This window comes from Nocardioides sp. Leaf285 (genome assembly GCF_001422955.1).
Classification (GTDB): domain Bacteria; phylum Actinomycetota; class Actinomycetes; order Propionibacteriales; family Nocardioidaceae; genus Nocardioides; species Nocardioides kribbensis.
Map to the genome: position 1 here is coordinate 647,317 of NZ_LMNH01000004.1, position 15,881 is coordinate 663,197.

Annotated in this window: 15 protein-coding genes; 10 read left to right on the plus strand and 5 right to left on the minus strand. The window is 72.2% G+C overall.

Translation table 11 applies throughout. From position 1 onward, the window contains the following. The 5 genes from ASF47_RS17205 to ASF47_RS17225 are packed head-to-tail and all read left to right on the plus strand — an operon-like array spanning position 1 to position 6,737. The gene (locus ASF47_RS17205) at positions 1-2,079 is read left to right on the plus strand and encodes an ATP-binding protein (RefSeq protein WP_082500453.1); all 2,079 of its coding nucleotides are present in this window, start codon (positions 1-3) and stop codon (positions 2,077-2,079) included. After that, positions 2,076-3,161 (plus strand): hydroxymethylglutaryl-CoA lyase, encoded by a 1,086-nt coding sequence (locus ASF47_RS17210; RefSeq protein ID WP_235558793.1) that lies wholly within the window; start codon positions 2,076-2,078, stop codon positions 3,159-3,161. The genes ASF47_RS17205 and ASF47_RS17210 overlap by 4 nt, the downstream gene beginning before the upstream one ends. After that, positions 3,158-4,300: a hypothetical protein gene (locus ASF47_RS17215; protein ID WP_056865161.1), complete on the plus strand. Its 1,143-nt coding sequence runs from the start codon at positions 3,158-3,160 to the stop codon at positions 4,298-4,300. Before ASF47_RS17210 ends, ASF47_RS17215 begins: the two co-directional genes overlap by 4 nt. Next, positions 4,297-5,517, plus strand: a complete 1,221-nt coding sequence (locus ASF47_RS17220) for a hypothetical protein (protein ID WP_056865162.1) — start codon at positions 4,297-4,299, stop codon at positions 5,515-5,517. The genes ASF47_RS17215 and ASF47_RS17220 overlap by 4 nt, the downstream gene beginning before the upstream one ends. Continuing rightward, positions 5,514-6,737 carry a hypothetical protein gene (locus ASF47_RS17225; protein WP_056865163.1) on the plus strand — a complete coding sequence of 408 codons (1,224 nt, stop codon included), beginning with the start codon at positions 5,514-5,516 and terminating at the stop codon, positions 6,735-6,737. Before ASF47_RS17220 ends, ASF47_RS17225 begins: the two co-directional genes overlap by 4 nt. Here the strand turns inward: ASF47_RS17225 and ASF47_RS17230 are convergent. Then, complete coding sequence (locus tag ASF47_RS17230; protein ID WP_082500454.1) at positions 6,698-7,390, minus strand: EcsC family protein; 693 nt, start codon at positions 7,388-7,390, stop codon at positions 6,698-6,700. The two genes, ASF47_RS17225 and ASF47_RS17230, sit on opposite strands and share 40 nt — an antisense overlap. Before the next feature lie 32 nt (positions 7,391-7,422). Between ASF47_RS17230 and aat the strand changes: the two genes are divergently transcribed. From aat to ASF47_RS17245, 3 genes are all read left to right on the plus strand, one after another. Next, entirely contained in the window at positions 7,423-8,127 is a 705-nt protein-coding gene (gene aat, locus ASF47_RS17235; protein WP_056865164.1) for a leucyl/phenylalanyl-tRNA--protein transferase, read from the plus strand. 152 nt (positions 8,128-8,279) lie between these two features. After that, positions 8,280-8,759 carry a hypothetical protein gene (locus ASF47_RS17240; RefSeq protein WP_056865165.1) on the plus strand — a complete coding sequence of 160 codons (480 nt, stop codon included), beginning with the start codon at positions 8,280-8,282 and terminating at the stop codon, positions 8,757-8,759. Positions 8,760-8,916: 157 nt separating this feature from the next. After that, entirely contained in the window at positions 8,917-9,450 is a 534-nt protein-coding gene (locus ASF47_RS17245; protein WP_056865166.1) for a hypothetical protein, read from the plus strand. Positions 9,451-9,506: 56 nt separating this feature from the next. Here ASF47_RS17245 and ASF47_RS17250 read toward each other — a convergent pair whose 3' ends face one another. From ASF47_RS17250 to ASF47_RS17265, 4 genes are all read right to left on the minus strand, one after another. Next, entirely contained in the window at positions 9,507-9,842 is a 336-nt protein-coding gene (locus tag ASF47_RS17250) for a rhodanese-like domain-containing protein (RefSeq protein WP_056865167.1), read from the minus strand. Between the two features lie 803 nt (positions 9,843-10,645). Beyond that, positions 10,646-11,659: a hypothetical protein gene (locus tag ASF47_RS17255; protein WP_056865168.1), complete on the minus strand. Its 1,014-nt coding sequence runs from the start codon at positions 11,657-11,659 to the stop codon at positions 10,646-10,648. Then, complete coding sequence (locus tag ASF47_RS17260) at positions 11,628-12,344, minus strand: hypothetical protein (RefSeq protein ID WP_156697967.1); 717 nt, start codon at positions 12,342-12,344, stop codon at positions 11,628-11,630. Before ASF47_RS17260 ends, ASF47_RS17255 begins: the two co-directional genes overlap by 32 nt. A 347-nt stretch (positions 12,345-12,691) precedes the next feature. After that, complete coding sequence (locus tag ASF47_RS17265) at positions 12,692-13,816, minus strand: DUF3800 domain-containing protein (RefSeq protein ID WP_056865170.1); 1,125 nt, start codon at positions 13,814-13,816, stop codon at positions 12,692-12,694. A gap of 693 nt (positions 13,817-14,509) precedes the next feature. On the opposite strand from ASF47_RS17265, the gene ASF47_RS17270 reads away from it, so the two are divergent. After that, positions 14,510-15,280 carry a hypothetical protein gene (locus ASF47_RS17270; RefSeq protein WP_056865171.1) on the plus strand — a complete coding sequence of 257 codons (771 nt, stop codon included), beginning with the start codon at positions 14,510-14,512 and terminating at the stop codon, positions 15,278-15,280. Beyond that, positions 15,277-15,852, plus strand: a complete 576-nt coding sequence (locus tag ASF47_RS17275; RefSeq protein ID WP_056865172.1) for a hypothetical protein — start codon at positions 15,277-15,279, stop codon at positions 15,850-15,852. Before ASF47_RS17270 ends, ASF47_RS17275 begins: the two co-directional genes overlap by 4 nt. Positions 15,853-15,881 lie beyond the last annotated feature (29 nt).

The following is a 15,881-nucleotide window of genomic DNA, read 5'->3' on the forward strand; positions in this document are numbered from 1 at the left end:
ATGACGATCCACACCCTGCTCGTCGCCAACCGCGGCGAGATCGCGCTGCGCGTCTTCCGCACCGCCGCCTGCCTGGGCCTGCGCACGGTCGCGATCCACACCGACCTCGACGCCACGGCGCCCCACGTGCGCGCCGCCGACGCCGCGGTGCGCGTGGAGAGCTACCTCGACGTCGACGCGGTGGTCGCCGCCGCGGTGGCCGTGGGCGCCGACGCGGTGCACCCCGGCTACGGCTTCCTCTCCGAGCGGGCGGCGTTCGCGCGGGCGCTGGAGGCCGCCGGCGTCGTCCTGGTCGGCCCGTCGGCCGAGGTGATGGACCGCATGGGCCGCAAGGACGCCGCGCGCGAGATCGCGGTGGCCGCCGGGGTGCCGGTGGTGCCGACCGGTGAGGACGCCGCCTACCCCGTGCTGGTCAAGGCCGCCGCGGGCGGCGGTGGCAAGGGCATGCGCGTGGTGCGCTCGGCCGCGGAGCTCGAGGAGGCCACGGCCGCCGCGCGCCGTGAGGCGCTGGCGGCCTTCGGCGACGACACCATGCTGGTGGAGAAGTACGTCGAGCGCGGTCGCCACGTCGAGGTCCAGGTCCTCGGCGACGCCCACGGCACCGTGCTGCACCTCTTCGAGCGCGACTGCTCCACCCAGCGCCGGCACCAGAAGGTGCTCGAGGAGGCGCCCGCGCCGACCCTCGACGAGGCCACGCGCGCCCGGGTGCGCCAGGCCGGCGTCGACCTGGCCGCCCACGTCGGCTACACCGGCGCCGGCACGGTCGAGTTCCTCCTCGACGCCGACACCGGGGAGTTCTACTTCCTGGAGATGAACACCCGCCTCCAGGTCGAGCACCCGGTCTCCGAGCTGGTCGCCCGCGTCGACGGCGCTCCGGTCGACCTGGTCGAGCTGCAGCTGCGCGTGGCGGCCGGCCAGCCGGTCGGCCTGGCCCAGGACGACCTGACCCTGGTGGGCCACGCCATCGAGGCGCGGGTCTACGCCGAGGACGCCTACGCCGGCTTCCTCCCGCAGGCCGGTCGGGCCAGCCTGGTGCGCTGGCCCGCGGCGACCTCGGCTGCCCCTGCCGCTGGCCCTGCCGCGGACCCCCGGGGCGCCACGGTGGTCCGCGTCGACCACGCCCTCGCCGACGGCCAGGTGGTCTCGACCGCCTTCGACCCGATGCTCGGCAAGGTCGTCGTGCACGGGCCCGACCGCGAGAGCGCCCGCCGCGCCCTCGTGGCGGCCCTCGACCGCACCGCCATCCTCGGTCTCACCACCAACGCCGGCTTCCTGCGCGCGCTGGTGGCCTCCGAGGAGTTCCGCGACGCCACGATCGACACCGCCTGGCTCGACCGCCACGAGCTGCCTCGGCCCGAGGAGTCGCAGGCCCGGGTCGTCGCCGCGTGGACCCAGGCGATGCTCACCGCGATCAGCGGCACCGGCGAGGTCGGCGACACCGGCCGGGCCCGCTCCGGCGCCGGGCCCTTCCACGCCGACGGGTTCCGCCTCGGCGGACCGCCCGCCCCGCAGCGGGTGGGCCTCGACCGACCCGTGGTGGTCGAGCGGGCCGCCGACGGCCTCCGCGGCGCCGTCGACGGGGTGCGGGTCGTGCAGCTGCGCGCCGAGCACCACACGGTGCTCCTCGACGTCGACGGCGAGCGCCTCGAGGCCGTCGTCGACGCCCGGGCCCACGAGGTCGAGGTCGTCCTGCGCGGTCAGCGCCACGTCTTCCGACGACCCGACCCGGCCGCCGACCGCGGTCCCGCCGCGGGCGACGGCACGCTGGTCTCCCCGATGCCGGGCACCGTGCTCGACGTGCGCGTGGTGGTGGGCCAGGTGGTCGCCGAGGGCGACGTGCTCGGCGTGGTGGAGGCGATGAAGATGGAGCTGGCCCTGCGGGCGCCCTTCGCCGGCACCGTCACCGAGGTCGACGCCGTCGCCGGACGCCAGGTCGCGCTGGGAGCGACGCTCTTCGTCGTCGAGGCCGCGCCCGACGCGCCCGGCTCCGCCGGCACCGGGGCGGACAGCGCCGGCACGGGAGCACCCAGCGACGGAGCACACAGCAGCGGAGCACACCGCGACGGAGGGGCCCGGTGACCGGCGGCGAGCAGCCCCGCACGGGCGGCCCCGGCGCTCCCGCCGCCGGCGACGCCGCGGCCGCGGCCCCGGCCGGTGCCGGCGACACGCCCGGCGCGGGCCCGACGGCGGCGACCCCGGCGGGCGAGCCTGCGGTGGGCGCCCTGCCGATGGTGGTGCGCGACCCGGCCCTGCCGCAGCGGGTGAGGATCTACGAGGTCGGGCCCCGCGACGGCCTGCAGAACGAGGCGTCGCTGGTGCCGGTCGAGGTGAAGGCGGAGTTCGTGCGCCGCCTGCTCGACGCAGGGCTCACCACGGTCGAGGCGACCAGCTTCGTGCACCCGCGGTGGGTGCCGCAGCTGGCCGACGCCGCCGAGCTCATGGGCCGCCTGGCCGACGACCTCGGCGAGGCCTCGCGCGACCTGCCCGTGCTCGTGCCCAACGAGCGCGGCCTCGACCGCGCCCTCGAGCTGGGCCTGCGCCACGTCGCGATCTTCGGCTCGGCCACCGAGACCTTCGCCCGGCGCAACCTCAACCGCGGGCTGGAGAGCCAGCTGGAGATGTTCGCCCCCACCGTCGCCCGCGCCCGCGCGGCCGGCCTCGACGTGCGGGCCTACGTCAGCATGTGCTTCGGCGACCCCTGGGAGGGTCCGGTGCCGGTCGCGCAGGTCGTGGCCACCGGCCGCCGCCTGCTCGACCTGGGCGCCGGGCAGCTCAGCCTCGGCGACACCATCGGCGTCGGCACCGCCGCCCACGTCACCGCGCTGGTCGAGGCCTTCGCCGACGCCGGCATCGGCCCCGACCGGCTGGCCCTGCACTTCCACGACACCTACGGCCAGGCCCTCGCCAACGCCGCCGCGGGCCTGCGCGCCGGGGTGACGACGTTCGACGCCTCGGCCGGGGGGCTCGGCGGCTGCCCCTACGCCGCCAGCGCCACCGGCAACCTCGCCACCGAGGACCTCGTGTGGCTGCTCACCGGGCTGGGGGTGGAGCACGGGGTCGACCTCGACGCCCTCGTGGGCACCAGCACCTGGATGGCCGAGCGGCTCGGACGCCCCAGCCCGTCGGCGGTCGTGAGGGCGCTGGCACAATCAGCACCGTGAGTGCCGCCGCCCGCCGCCGGGTCTACCTGCACATCGGTGCGCCGAAGACCGGCACGACCTACCTCCAGGACCGGCTGAGCCTCAACGCCAAGGCGCTGGCGGCCCACGACGTGCACTTCCCGACCCGCTCGGCGCTGGTCAGCCCCGCGCTCTTCCACTTCCGCGCCGCCCTCGACCTCCAGGGGCAGGACTGGGGCGGCGAGCCGGGCCACGCCGAGGGCAGCTGGGACGCGCTCGTACGCCGGGTCCGCCGCCGCACCGGCACCGTCGTGGTCAGCCACGAGATCCTCGCCCCCGCCGGCGCCGAGCACGTGGCCAAGGCCAAGCGCGACCTCGCCGGGCCCGGCGACGACACCGAGATCCACGTCGTCTACAGCGCCCGCGACCTCGGCCGGCAGCTGCCCGCCGCGTGGCAGGAGAGCATCAAGCAGGGCCGCACGTGGAGCTACCGCCGCTTCCTCAAGCGCGCGCGTCGCGGCCGCACGTGGTTCGCCCGGTCCTTCGACCTGCCCGCCGTGCTCGGCACCTGGTCGGCCGGTCTCCCGCCCGAGCGGGTCCACGTCGTCACCGTGCCCCAGCGGGGCTCGGGGGTCTCGGTGGCCGGCCCCGGCGCGCCCGGCGGCGACGAGCTGTGGCTGCGCTTCTGCCGCGCCTTCTCCATCGACCCCGCCTGGGCGCCCGCCGAGAGCGAGCGCACCAACCCCTCGCTGGGTGCCGCGGAGAGCGCCCTGCTGCGCCGGCTCAACACCAGCCTCGGGCGACGCACCCGCGGTGGTCCCGACTTCGACGCCCTCGTGCGCGGCCTGCTGGCCGAGCAGGAGCTGGTGGGTCGCGAGTCGGGTCGCGTCGGTCTGCCGCCGCGCTTCCACGACTGGGCCGAGGAGCAGTCGGAGCGCTGGATCGAGTGGGTCGAGGCCAGCGGCGTGCACGTCGTCGGCGACGTCGCCGACCTGCGCCCCGTGCGCCCGGGCCCCGACGAGTCGTGGAACGACCCCGACCGGGTGCCCCCGCGCCGCCAGCTCGCCGCCGCCGTCGACGCCCTCGCCGCCATGACCCGCGAGGCCGCGCGCCGCGAGGACCCCGACCGTCAGATCGGCAGCCGCGTGCGCGACCAGGCCCGCCGCCTGCTCGACTCGTGAGCGGCACGCCCGGCGAGGGACGCGCCTGGGCGTGGCTCGACCACCTGCAGGCCGGCGGCACCACCCCGTGGGCCCGGTGGTCGGCCGAGGTGCCGACGCGCGGCCGGGTCCTGCCCGGCGCCCAGCAGCTCGAGCTCCTGCGCCGCCTCAACCTCGCCGGCGGGGTCTCTCCGCGGCTCGCGCAGCGGGTGCTGGGCGCGAGCGCGCCGGGCCGCGGGCGACCCGACCTCGAGCTCGTCGGCGCCACCGAGGTGCGCGGCTTCGGCTGGGCCCCCGTCGACCCCGCCGACCTGCCCGACGACGAGCTCGTGCGCGTGGCCACCGGCCTGGTCGCCGAGGACGTCCGGGAGGCGGCCGCGCGCGCGTCCGACCCGGCCGCGGCGGGCCACCGCACCGCGCGCCCGGCCCTGCAGCGGGTGCGCACGGCGTGGCCGTGGGCCCGACGCGCCCCGGCGTACCGTCTGGCCGGTGACCCGTGGCTGGGCTCGCTGTGGCGCCGCGAGCTCGCCGCCGCGGGCCGACCCCCGGGCGGGCGCGCGCCCGAGGTGCTGGTGCTCGCCGGTCGGCTCTCGGTGGGCCTGGCCCACACCTGGACCGCCCGCAGCGCCGGGGTCGACGGGGCCCCACCGTGGCCGCAGTGGCTCGCCGCCGCCACCGAGCGCCGCCACGTGCCGCGCCCCCTCGACGTCGCGGCCGTCGCCGACCGGTGGGCCGCGCGGGTGGGTCGCGAGCGCGTGCGTGTCGTGGTCGACCTCGACCGGCTGCCCGCCGTGGTCGACGCCCCGGTGCGCCCCCACGCGCCCCGGCTCTCCGGCGACGCCGTCGAGCTCGTACGCCGGGTCGGCGTGGGGCTCGGGCTGCTCGTGCTGCCGCGGGCGCGCCAGGAGCTGCTGCGCGGGGTGCTCGTGCCGATGCTCCACGACCTCCCGGCCGCCACCGCCGGGTCCCGCCTCGTGGTGCCGCCGGAGCACCACCGGTGGGTGGCGCGACGCTCCGTGCAGGTGCGCGCCGCGGTCCTGCGCGCTGGCTACCCTGTGCTCGGCGACCCCGACGCGCTCGTCGACGCCCCCGACGCGCTCGCCGAGGCCGAGGGCGCCCCGCCCTCGGACGCCGCCGTGCTCGACCTCGCCGTGGCCCTGCTGCGGCGTCACGACGACCGCGGCGCCATCAGCCCTGCGACCCCGACGATCCCCACGACCCGAGAGGACGAGCGATGAGCCAGCGCGTCCTGCTCCACGTGGGCACCCCCAAGACCGGCACGTCGGGGCTGCAGGACGTGCTCTTCCGCAACCGCGAGCGGCTGCTGGAGCACGGCATCCTCTATCCCGCGGAGCGCTTCGACGCCCACTTCCTCGCCGCCCTCGACCTGATGCGGCTGCCGTGGGGCGGTCTGGAGACGGAGGCCTTCGGCGCCTGGGACGCCCTCGCCGCGCAGGTGCGCGCCCACGAGGGCACGGCGATCATCAGCCACGAGATCCTCGCGACCGCCTCGCGCTCGCAGGTCGGTCGTGCCCTGGAGTCGCTGGGCCACCGCGCCGACGGCACCGGCGCCGAGGTGCACGTCGTGCTCTCGGTGCGCGACCTGGTGCGCCAGGTGCCGGCGGAGTGGCAGGAGAACGTCAAGCACCGCAGCACGATCACCTTCGAGCGCTTCCTCGAGCAGCTGCGCGACCCGGCCCGCGAGAGCCGGATCGCCACCTGGTTCTGGGGCGTGCAGGAGATCCCCGACATCCTCGACCGCTGGGGCCACGCCCTGCCGCCCGAGCGGATCCACGTGGTCACCGTGCCGGCGCCCGGCGGCCCGCCCGACCTGCTGTGGCAGCGCTTCACCCGCGCCTTCGGCCTCGACGGCCTCGAGCTCGACCTCACCGTCGAGCGCGCCAACCCCTCGCTCGGCGCGCCCGAGACCGCGCTGGTGCGGCGCATCAACCAGGCCGTCAACCAGCGCCTCGAGCCGGCCGACTACCGGCCGCTGGTGCGCGAGCTGCTGGCCCACCGCACCCTGTCGCAGCGCTCGCGCTCTCCCCGCCTGGCGCTGCCGCCCGACGTGCACCCGTGGGCCGCCGACCTGTGCGCGCGCTGGGTCGGGGAGGTCCGCGCGCGCGGCTACGACGTCGTCGGCGACCTCGAGGACCTGCGCGGACCGTCGGCCAGCACCGCCTGGGCCGACCCCGACGCGCCGTCGGAGACCCAGGTCGCGGGCGCCGCGGTCGACGCGATCGCGGCGCTGCTGCTCGACAACGCGCGGCTCGGCCACGAGGAGCAGCGCCTGCACGCCGAGCTGGCCGAGACCCGCGACGCCCTGCAGCGGTCCTACCTTCGCCCGTCGTACCGGCTGCGCGAGCGGGTCGTGGGCCGGCTCCAGGGCGGGCGGGGCGGCCGCGCGGCGCTGCGGGCCTACCGCGCGGTGCGGGGCAGGAGCTCGCGCTCGGCGTAGCGGCCGATCTTCCAGGTCGAGTAGCCGTCGGCGCCCATGCCGACGACGCCGCCGACCACCGGCACGCGACGACCCACGGTGACGGCCAGGCGCTTGCCCATGACCCGGGTGACCAGGTCGGAGGCGACCTCGGTGGAGACCGCGCGGTCGGTGTCGGGCGAGCCCGACGGGGCCGTGGCCAGCGCCATCGGCGGCGCGGGCAGCTTCTTGGCCTTGACCAGGGAGTTGACGGTGTCCTCGCCCATCAGGCAGGCGAGGATCGCGTTGCGCACCCGGGCGTCGTCGAGGTCGTAGCCGCGCAGGTGGGCGATGCCGGCGATCATGCGGCACTGCACGAGCGCGAGCCCGGTGATGTTGGTGGGGATGGTGACGGCCGCGGTGACGACGCCGCCGATGTTGGTGAGGAAGCCCTGGGCCCCGGCGTAGCGCACGTGGTTCTCGATCACCTCGTGGATCGCCTTGTCGACGTCGCCCCCCTGCTCCTCCAGCTGCTTGTCGGCGGCCGCGGCGGCGGGCGGCAGCGGGCCGGCGCCGGCGATGGCGCGGGCCAGCGCCTCGCGCACGAAGGAGGTGGTCAGCCCGGGGGCCATGCCCGTCACCTTCGGGGCGATCTTGCGGGTCACGGTGCCGGTCAGGGTGCGTCGGGCGCTCATGACTTACAGCGTACGGGGGCTACGGTCGGCAGGTGCCCGTCGAGCCCCCGCCCAGCCCGTGGTCCTTCGGCGACCCGAGCCGCTTCCCCGACGACGACGACCTGGTCGGCATCGGCGCCGACCTCGAGCCCGGCACGCTGCTCGAGGCCTACCGCCAGGGTCTCTTCCCGATGCCCTCGGGCCACCGCGGCGACCCGATGTACTGGTTCTGCCCGCTCGAGCGGGGCGTGCTGCCGCTCGACGGACTGCGCGTCTCGCGCTCGCTGCGCCGCGCGACGCGCGACTTCGGGATCCGCGTCGACACCGCCTTCGCCGAGGTCCTCGACGCCTGCGCCGACCCCCGCCGCCCGGCGGGCTGGATCGACGGCGACATCCGCGCCGCCTACCTGCGCCTGCACGACCTGGGCTGGGCCCACTCGGTGGAGGCGTGGCAGGACGGGCGCCTCGTCGGGGGCCTGTACGGCGTGGCCAGCGGCGGGCTCTTCGCGGGGGAGTCGATGTTCCACCGCGTGCGCGACGCCTCCAAGGTCGCCCTGGTCGGTCTCGTCGACCTGCTCGCCGCCGACCTCGACGCCCACCCCGACCGGCTCCTCGACGTGCAGTGGAGCACCGAGCACCTGGCCAGCCTCGGCGTCGTCACCCTCAGCCGTGCCGACTACCTCGCCCGCCTCGCCCGCGCCCTGGAGTGCCCGCTGCCGGCGGCCTTCGGCGGCCCGGGCGCCCCCGGTCCGTCGTGACGCCGGTCGTGCCGGCGCGGCCGGGAAATCCTCGGGGTGGGAGGAGGCATGAACCGCGCGCGCTGGGGCAGGGTCAGCGTGCTCGGGCCCTCACGGGCGAGGACCACGCGGTCCCCGACGACCCCCTACCGACCCCCACGTCTGGAGATCGCATGTCCCTGACCCGCCTGCGCCGCGGAGCCGCTGCCGGCTCCCTCGTCCTCCTCGCCTCGATGGCCACCGCCTGCGGTGGCAGCGACGACGGGGCCTCGACCCCCGACGACGCCTCGTCGGACGACTTCTGCTCGACCTACTCCGAGATCATCAGCAGCACCGCCGACCAGGAGGAGCCCGACGCCGGCGCGATCAAGGACTTCGCCGACCAGCTGGCCGAGGTCGGCACCCCGGAGAACATCTCCGAGGACGGTCGCGAGGGCTTCGAGATCTTCATCGACACCATCAACGAGCTGCCCGACGACGCCTCCGCCGCCGAGATCGAGGACTTCGACCCCGACATCTCCGACGAGGACGACGCCAAGGTCGACGCCTTCTTCGAGTACACCGCGACCGAGTGCGCCGACGCCCTGGGCATCCCCTCCGACCTGCCCAGCGCCGAGGTGCCCGACGACTCCTCCAGCGAGTCCACCGAGTGACTCCCGCGGGTCGGGCCGTCGCGCCCCGACCCACCGCGGGCCCGTCCCGCACCGCTGCGCACCGGCGGGCGGTGACCCGACACGGGGTCGCCGACCGCCGGTGCGGGGTCAGCACCCGCCCAGGCTGCTCTCAGGTGCGCGTGCCACGCTCGCACCCATGCTGCTCTCCCGCTCCGTCCGACCCGCCCGCCCCTCGGCCGCCCGCCCCGCACGCGGGCCCCGGCGTACGCCGCTGCTCGTGGCGGGCCTCGCGGTCTCGGCCCTCGCGCTCGTGGGCTGCGGGTCCGACGACTCCGAGTCGGCCTCCGACGCGGCCAGCCCGGCGGCGTCGAGCAGTGCCGCGGCGCCCGACCTCGGCGAGGCCCAGGGCCTCTGCGAGGCGCTGACCAGCGTCGACGGGCTCGACACCGGATCCGACGTCGCCACCTTCGCCGAGGCCCTGGGCTCCGCCGAGGTGCCCTCCGACGCCCCGGCCGACGCCGCCACCGGCTACGACGTCTACCTCGAGAAGCTCGAGGAGGTCGACCCCGACCTCACCGCCGAGGAGCTGGCCGCCGAGGGCGACTTCCAGCTGAGCAAGCAGGAGAAGACCCAGGTGGCGGCCTTCGTGGGCTACGTCAGCCAGGTCTGCGCCGGTGCCGCGGCGTCGGAGTCGCCCTCGGGGTCGCCCTCGGAGTCGCCCGCCGAGTGAGGCCGGGCGGCCTCGGGGCGACCGGCCTCACGACGACCGGGCTCAGACGACCTGGCTCAGACGACCTGGGGCGGCTGGCCGGTCTCGCTGACCATGGGCCGGCCGGCGGCCTCCCAGTCGAGCATGCCGCCGTCGAGGTTGACGACGTCGTGACCCTGCTGGGCGAGGTAGCCGGTGGCCTGGGCCGAGCGGCCGCCGACCTTGCACACCACGAGCACCTGGCCCTCGGGCACGTCGGCGAGGCGCTGGGGCAGGTCCATGAGCGGGATGTGGACCGCGCCCTCGATGTGGCCGTGCTCCCACTCGACGGGCTCGCGCACGTCGAGCACCGCCAGCCCCTCGGGCAGGGGCTGCGGGACGCCGTCGACGGAGACGGTGGGGATGGCGGTCATGAGGGCCTCGATCCTGGTGCGGGGGTGCGTCGGGTCCGTGCTGGGGCTCGCCGGTCGTGCCGGGGCTCGCCGGGCGTGCCGGGTCTGACTGCGAACTTCCACTTTGACTGAGCACTTCGCGCCTTTTGCTGAGCGTGAAATTCCATGCGTGAGCACTCCGCATTCCTCTTAGCGTGAGTAGTCGCGATCATTCTTTCAGACAGTGCGAGCAGCATGTGTTCTTCGGTTCGGGATCACACTCGTACTGTGCGATCAGTTTCTCTTAGCGTGAACACGGCTGGCCGGGCGCGGTCGTCCGTGGGCGGGGAGTTTCATCTAGCATGAGCGCCAGTTCGCCCGTCTAGTGCTTGCTTCAGCTAGCGGGATGCTGGCCCCAGGTGGGTAGGGAGGGCGGCGCCCGTGACACCAGAACCATGACCCACCGGGCGTGTGCCGGGCGCGGGTGAGGGTTTGTTGTCGACCTGGCGTCCGCCGAGGCACTTGGTCCCAACCGAGTGGCTTGGAATTGGGACGACCGCGTTGGACGTCCAAGAGGCCTTCGACCCAGGTTCGGTACCACCAGGTTAGCGGTGGGCGTGTGAGTTGCCGGTTTTGGGCAGTAGGTCGTTCATGGCCAATAGGTGGGTGAATGAGGTCTGGTGGCGCGATTGATTGTTCTGGGTTAGTGCGGCACTCGCTACGGCCAACCTGGGGTATGGCCTGACTGATGAGGACGTACCGTGGTGGTCCCACCCTTTGCGGTGGCTGGCCGCGTTCGGACTGATCGCTGCGGCCCTAGGTTTTGTGCGCGTGGTGGTGCGGACTTATCGCGAGCCAACTCCGTCCGATGAGTAGGCCGCAGGCAGGGCTGCGGGGTGGGTCGTCGCGAGGGCACGGACAGCGGTCACTGCGCGGTCGTGCAGTGGCCCATTGGCCTCTGTTATCGCTAGGAGGCTGAAAGTCTCGGCGAGGCGGACACAGGCTGCTGGGTAGGTGAAGAGTGCGGCGGAGTCCTTGATCTGGTTGGCCAGGTCGAGGGGGTCGTCGAGGAACGGTTCGGCCTGGGTGAGGAGTTCTTGGGCGGTCACGGTGAAGAGGCGCAGGGCGGCCGCAGATGTGGCGTTCGGTGCTGTGGGTGCGGGTGACCAGGCGGAGCGGTAGAGCTGGAGCGCGAGGTAGGCGGTGAGGTCGAGTCGCTGGGCGGTGCGCAGTTCGTGGGCGATCATGGCCGCCTCGATGGAGGCGCGTCCGACGGTCGCGGCCGTGGGTTCGGTTTCGATCCAGGTTCGCGTGTGTCTCTCGAGCATCGGTTCCGTCGCCCGGTGGCGTGCGATCTGGTTGAGCAGGGTGACGAGGTCGTCCTGAACTCGGCGTGTGGTGAGGCCGAGCGCGGGGTCGAGGCACAACCAGTCGGTGATCGTTTCGCGGTCCCAGACCTCGAAGTCGGCGAGTCCACGGCTGGCGTGAGCTTGCTTGTACTCCTGGGCGTCGACGGCTGCCGCGCCCTTGAGGACGCCGGTTGTCACGAGGACGGCGACCCGGGGCAGGTTCGCGTCGAAGCTTGGATGAGCGCGAGTGTTGTAGTCGCACTCTTCGAGTTGAGGACGAACATTTCGCCAGTCACCCTGCGTGAGGTCTCCGGCTTTCGACTGGATGGAGTACTGCCTCACGACTCCGTCGTCGGCCCGTTTGGCGACAACGTCCTTGCCGAACTCGAAGCCGCCGTGGGTGAAGTGAATGTCGTGGAACCCCTGAGACGCGAGAAGAGCGAGAAGTGGTGCGTCGAACTCCCGTTCGCCGAGGGTCTCAAGGAAGTTCCTGACGACGGCGCGAAGCATTCCACTCCTCTCGCTTCTTCTCGATGATCGCGTCCATCCTGGCCTGTTGTTCCTCGGTTGGCGGGTTCTCGGCCAGTTCGGCGATGACGTCGGAGTTCGTGACCAGGGTGGGCAGGTTCGGGTTCCCGTCTGTGTCGAAGGTCAAGTCCATCGCCTCCAGGGCGGCTATATGAGCCTCCACGAACCCGCCTGCCCCGACGTTGACGGTCTGTCCGTACTGATCAGAGACGTCCCCTATGTGTTGGAACATCCCGTCGGTCAGTTGACCGCCGACCTCATCAGCCAGCTCGAAGATGGCCGACAGGAACGGCTCCACATCTCCCGCGACCATGGGTCGTACGTCTCCGGCGACCTCGTGACGCACGGCAATGCCCCGGTACAGAGGGGACGCGAGGTGCTCGGTGTCAGGGGCGTGATCCTCGGGGCGAGGCAAATCGTTTACGGGTTCGGAAAAGACTTCCGTGAGCACGGGGTGGAGTTCCTTCGCCAGCGCCATGACCGACCCACGCATCCACGCGGCGCCGGCAGCGGAGTACTCCACTGGATGTGCCCACAGTCGCGTCTCCATCGATGACCTCCCGCCCGTTGGAGGGAGCGTATCGACGCCTGCCGACACCCGGGGAAGGACGCGTGGCATCGTCGTGTCGTCTGACCAGCCCGCACCGCCGAGGGTGCTCTCCTCCACGTCGGTAGTCACAAAAAAACTGGCCGCCCAGTGGCGGTTCCGCCGCGGGCTCGGACGCCTCCCGCTGGGGTTGCGCGGACCCTGAGCGGACACGAGCGGCGGGTGAGATGCAGTCGGGCGCTCCATCGTGAACTGGTCACAGTCACCTGCCTACGAAACGAAGAGCGGTGCGGCGGCCCAGTCGTCGGCCTGATCAGGTCGTGTCGGGAGGTGGGTCGACCGAGAGGGGAGAATGCGCTGCTGGCAGTCCGGGGAGCTTGCGAGTCGGAACTGGCGTCGCTCGTCGACGGCTGCATTGCGGGTTAGCCCGGCGTGACGGTGCCTTAGGTCATGGCACCGGGCGGGGGTTAGGTCTCGATCGGTGGATGTGCGATGCGGTCGCGTTCGTCGTGGGGGAGGAGACTGTTGACGTCCACGGAACTCAGGACTGCCCTACGCAGGACGCCCGGGACGCGTCGGGTGTCGTCGAGTTCCGAACGGGCGACGGCCAACCCGGCGCCGGCGATCAGGTCGGCCACCTGAATGGAGGGATGGTCGACCGAGCGGCCGCGGTGGACCGTGGCTCGGGGTCCTCGACGCTGCCATCCCGTCCGGTGCTCGTTCAGCGTCATGGGGGAGATCCGGGAGACGGTGTCCAGTACTTCGTCAGTGAGGGTCAGTTGCTCGTCGGCGAGAACGGAGACCGGCCCCAGTCGCTGGACCCAGTTGCCGACAAGGGCCGCAATGGCCGGGACCAAGGGTTCCAGCGGAGCGACTCCCGGATCGTCGTCGCGGCTCAGCCGCCGTAGGTGATGTAAGTGTTCGTGTGCTTGTTTCTCGCATCGTGTCGCGAGCTCCAGCACGCGTCGTGGGAGGCCGCCGGTGGTTGCCTCGTGGGCACGCGCGATGCAGTCCATGAGTGCGGTGACGGCCACTACCTCGCCGTCTGCGTTAGGCATGCTCGCGAAGTCCACGACAGTTTGCAGCAGTTGGAGATGGAGTTCGTCGCCGATCTGTGCGGCGGCTTCCGTGGCGAGGGCCCGGCTCATGACGACGTTCATGGCGTCGGCGTAGAGGTTGATCCGACGTTCGTGCGCGTACTCCTCGATCAGCAGGTCGACCAGTTTCGCTGCCGCCATGTAGTGCTTGTCGACTACGTAGATGGAGCACCGGCCTCCGAGTAGGTCCTTGGAGACCACGACCTCGCCGAGGGCTTCGAGGCGACGCTGGCTACGTGCGACGTGCTTGAACTTCAGCTCGCCCGTCGCCGTGATGCCTCCGGTTCGGCGGAGGTGGTCGAGGACCGCTTCTGCGTTGATGTCGTCACAGGCGACGGAACCGATGGTCATGAACCGGTCGTAGCGGCCGATGAGTTGTTCCCCGTCCCAACCTGACTCATCTGTGGCGACCCAACGAGTGTCAGGTGCGTCGCGCGTCGCGTCATCGAAGTGGGCGGCGTGTGAGGTGCCGTGCAGGCCTCTTCTCTCGCTCACGCTCCCGCCTTCCTCTCATCGGCGTTGTCCGGTCTATCAGAGACGGGGTCGTCGGTTCGAAGGATCTCCACGGATCCCACTTCGAGGTGGCCCACTCGCGAATGGGTACCGCGGCGGCTCTTGGGTGCGGTTCGCTCGCTGCCTCGTCGCCGACGGCGGATCCTTGCATTGTCGCGCCTGCCAGGATCGGGGAATGCTGCGGCAGCTGCAGAGACCGCGCGGACCAGTGCTTACGCGAAGAGGTTCCTGCCAGATCACGCGCCGCGTGGCGGCACCGACGTGCTCAGCTACCTACGGTTGGGCACGTGGCAGGGAGGCGTGGGCCTGACCCGGCCGCATCTGCCGCCGGGACGGCGAGGCGGGTTGCGGGCTTCCCGACTTCTGCACGACGCTGCCGTCCGAGGAGTGAACGCTCGCGACAAGCACAGCCAACACCTACGTCTAGGGACTCAACTTGCCTGTCCTGGAAGCACTGTTCGACTTCAACGGCATACTGAAGGGCTCCCGAGGACGATCCCGAGAAGGATCCCGAATGGACAGCGGCCCAGTCCGGGGGTCTGACGTCAGCCCGCTGGCGCCCGCAACTGTTGACCGGCCGCTGGACCGCAGACTTGCCCACCCGGGCCAAGCGTCACTCGGGCGGAGCAAACCTAGCGGTCCGTCGGTACACCTGGAATCGGATAACCCTGACTGATGACGGCCGCCGCACTACTTCCCCCGGGCCTGCGGGACCGCGTCGAGGCCGCCATCGACTCCTCGGCATTGGCTCTCGGTCAGTTCGTCCGGAACAATCTCGAGGTCCGAACGTTCGGCCGTCCTCAGCTGCCCCTGGCCGTGAAGTGGGTCGCCAGCGAGTACGCCCACGACTACATGAGCGTCAACAACGGTCTCTACATCGGCTCGAACAACTACACGTGGGGACAAGGGGTCTACGTCACCGGGATCTCAGAACCCATCTCGACCGCCATGTACGGTCGCGCTGGTGTCGTTGCGCGATTCGACCCCTCCGCCTGGCGTTGCTTCGACGCTCGAACGATGACGAACCAGCGCATCTACCTTCGATGGCTCAAGGCGCAGCCCAACTACTCGGAGGCACTGCTCACGGTTCACTCCGGTCACTGGCTCCAGATCCTCCGCAATCACTTCCGCGAGCAGTTCAAGATCGATGTCGTGTTGTTCCGGCCGGATGAGTACGACACCCCCGGCTGGTACACCGACCCGCAGCACACCTGGCTCGCCGTCTCGGACTGGACGCCGTTCGGGACCCTCGCGGAGAAGTGGTCGCAGCGATTCGTCGACGCGCGGCTCGCGGCCGTCGCCGAGGAAGACTTCCGCGCCGACCCGGGCGTCCTCACCCGGTCTCCGAACCTCACGCTCAGTGCCGCGAGCCCACATCACGGCGGGCTCGCGACCGCCGTGAAGATGGCATACTCGAACGGAACCGTCCTCAGGATCCCGTCGTGAGTGTCATCGTCGCGGCGTCGGAACTCATCCGGAGGGCCTCGACTGACTCGCTGGCGCAACAACGGCTCGACGTCGCCGCAGATGACCCGGACACTCGTGAGAGCCTCGTCTTCGCGCCTGTCCGTTCGGAGGACCTGCGCTGGCTTTCCACCAGCGAATGGTTGTGGTTCGCGACGTGGCGCCAGCACCGTGGCGGCCGCTTGGATCCCCTGATCCTGGAACGACTCCGCGCAATCAACATGACTGGGTCACGGTTCGCCCGGTTCGAGTTCCGGGGGCTCATTTTTCGCGACCCTGAGACTCAACAACTCGCCCGAGAGGCGATGAGCCGACGCGACGTGTTCGACCAGACCGGGCTCGACTGGATACTGGACCACTGCCGCGAGTTCACGAACCCACGAGAGATCGCCCGCGACGCTCTGCAATACGGAACCGAGGCGTCTTGGTTCGCGCTGCGGGTCATCAACGATATGCCGGACCGTAGTGCTGACCCCGTGCGGCGAACTCTCGCCACCCTGAGTAGCCGGCAAGTTGACGACAGAATGGTCCAACGATGGACGTTCCAGGGATGACGTGACATGGCTCTGAGACGAGGAAGCGA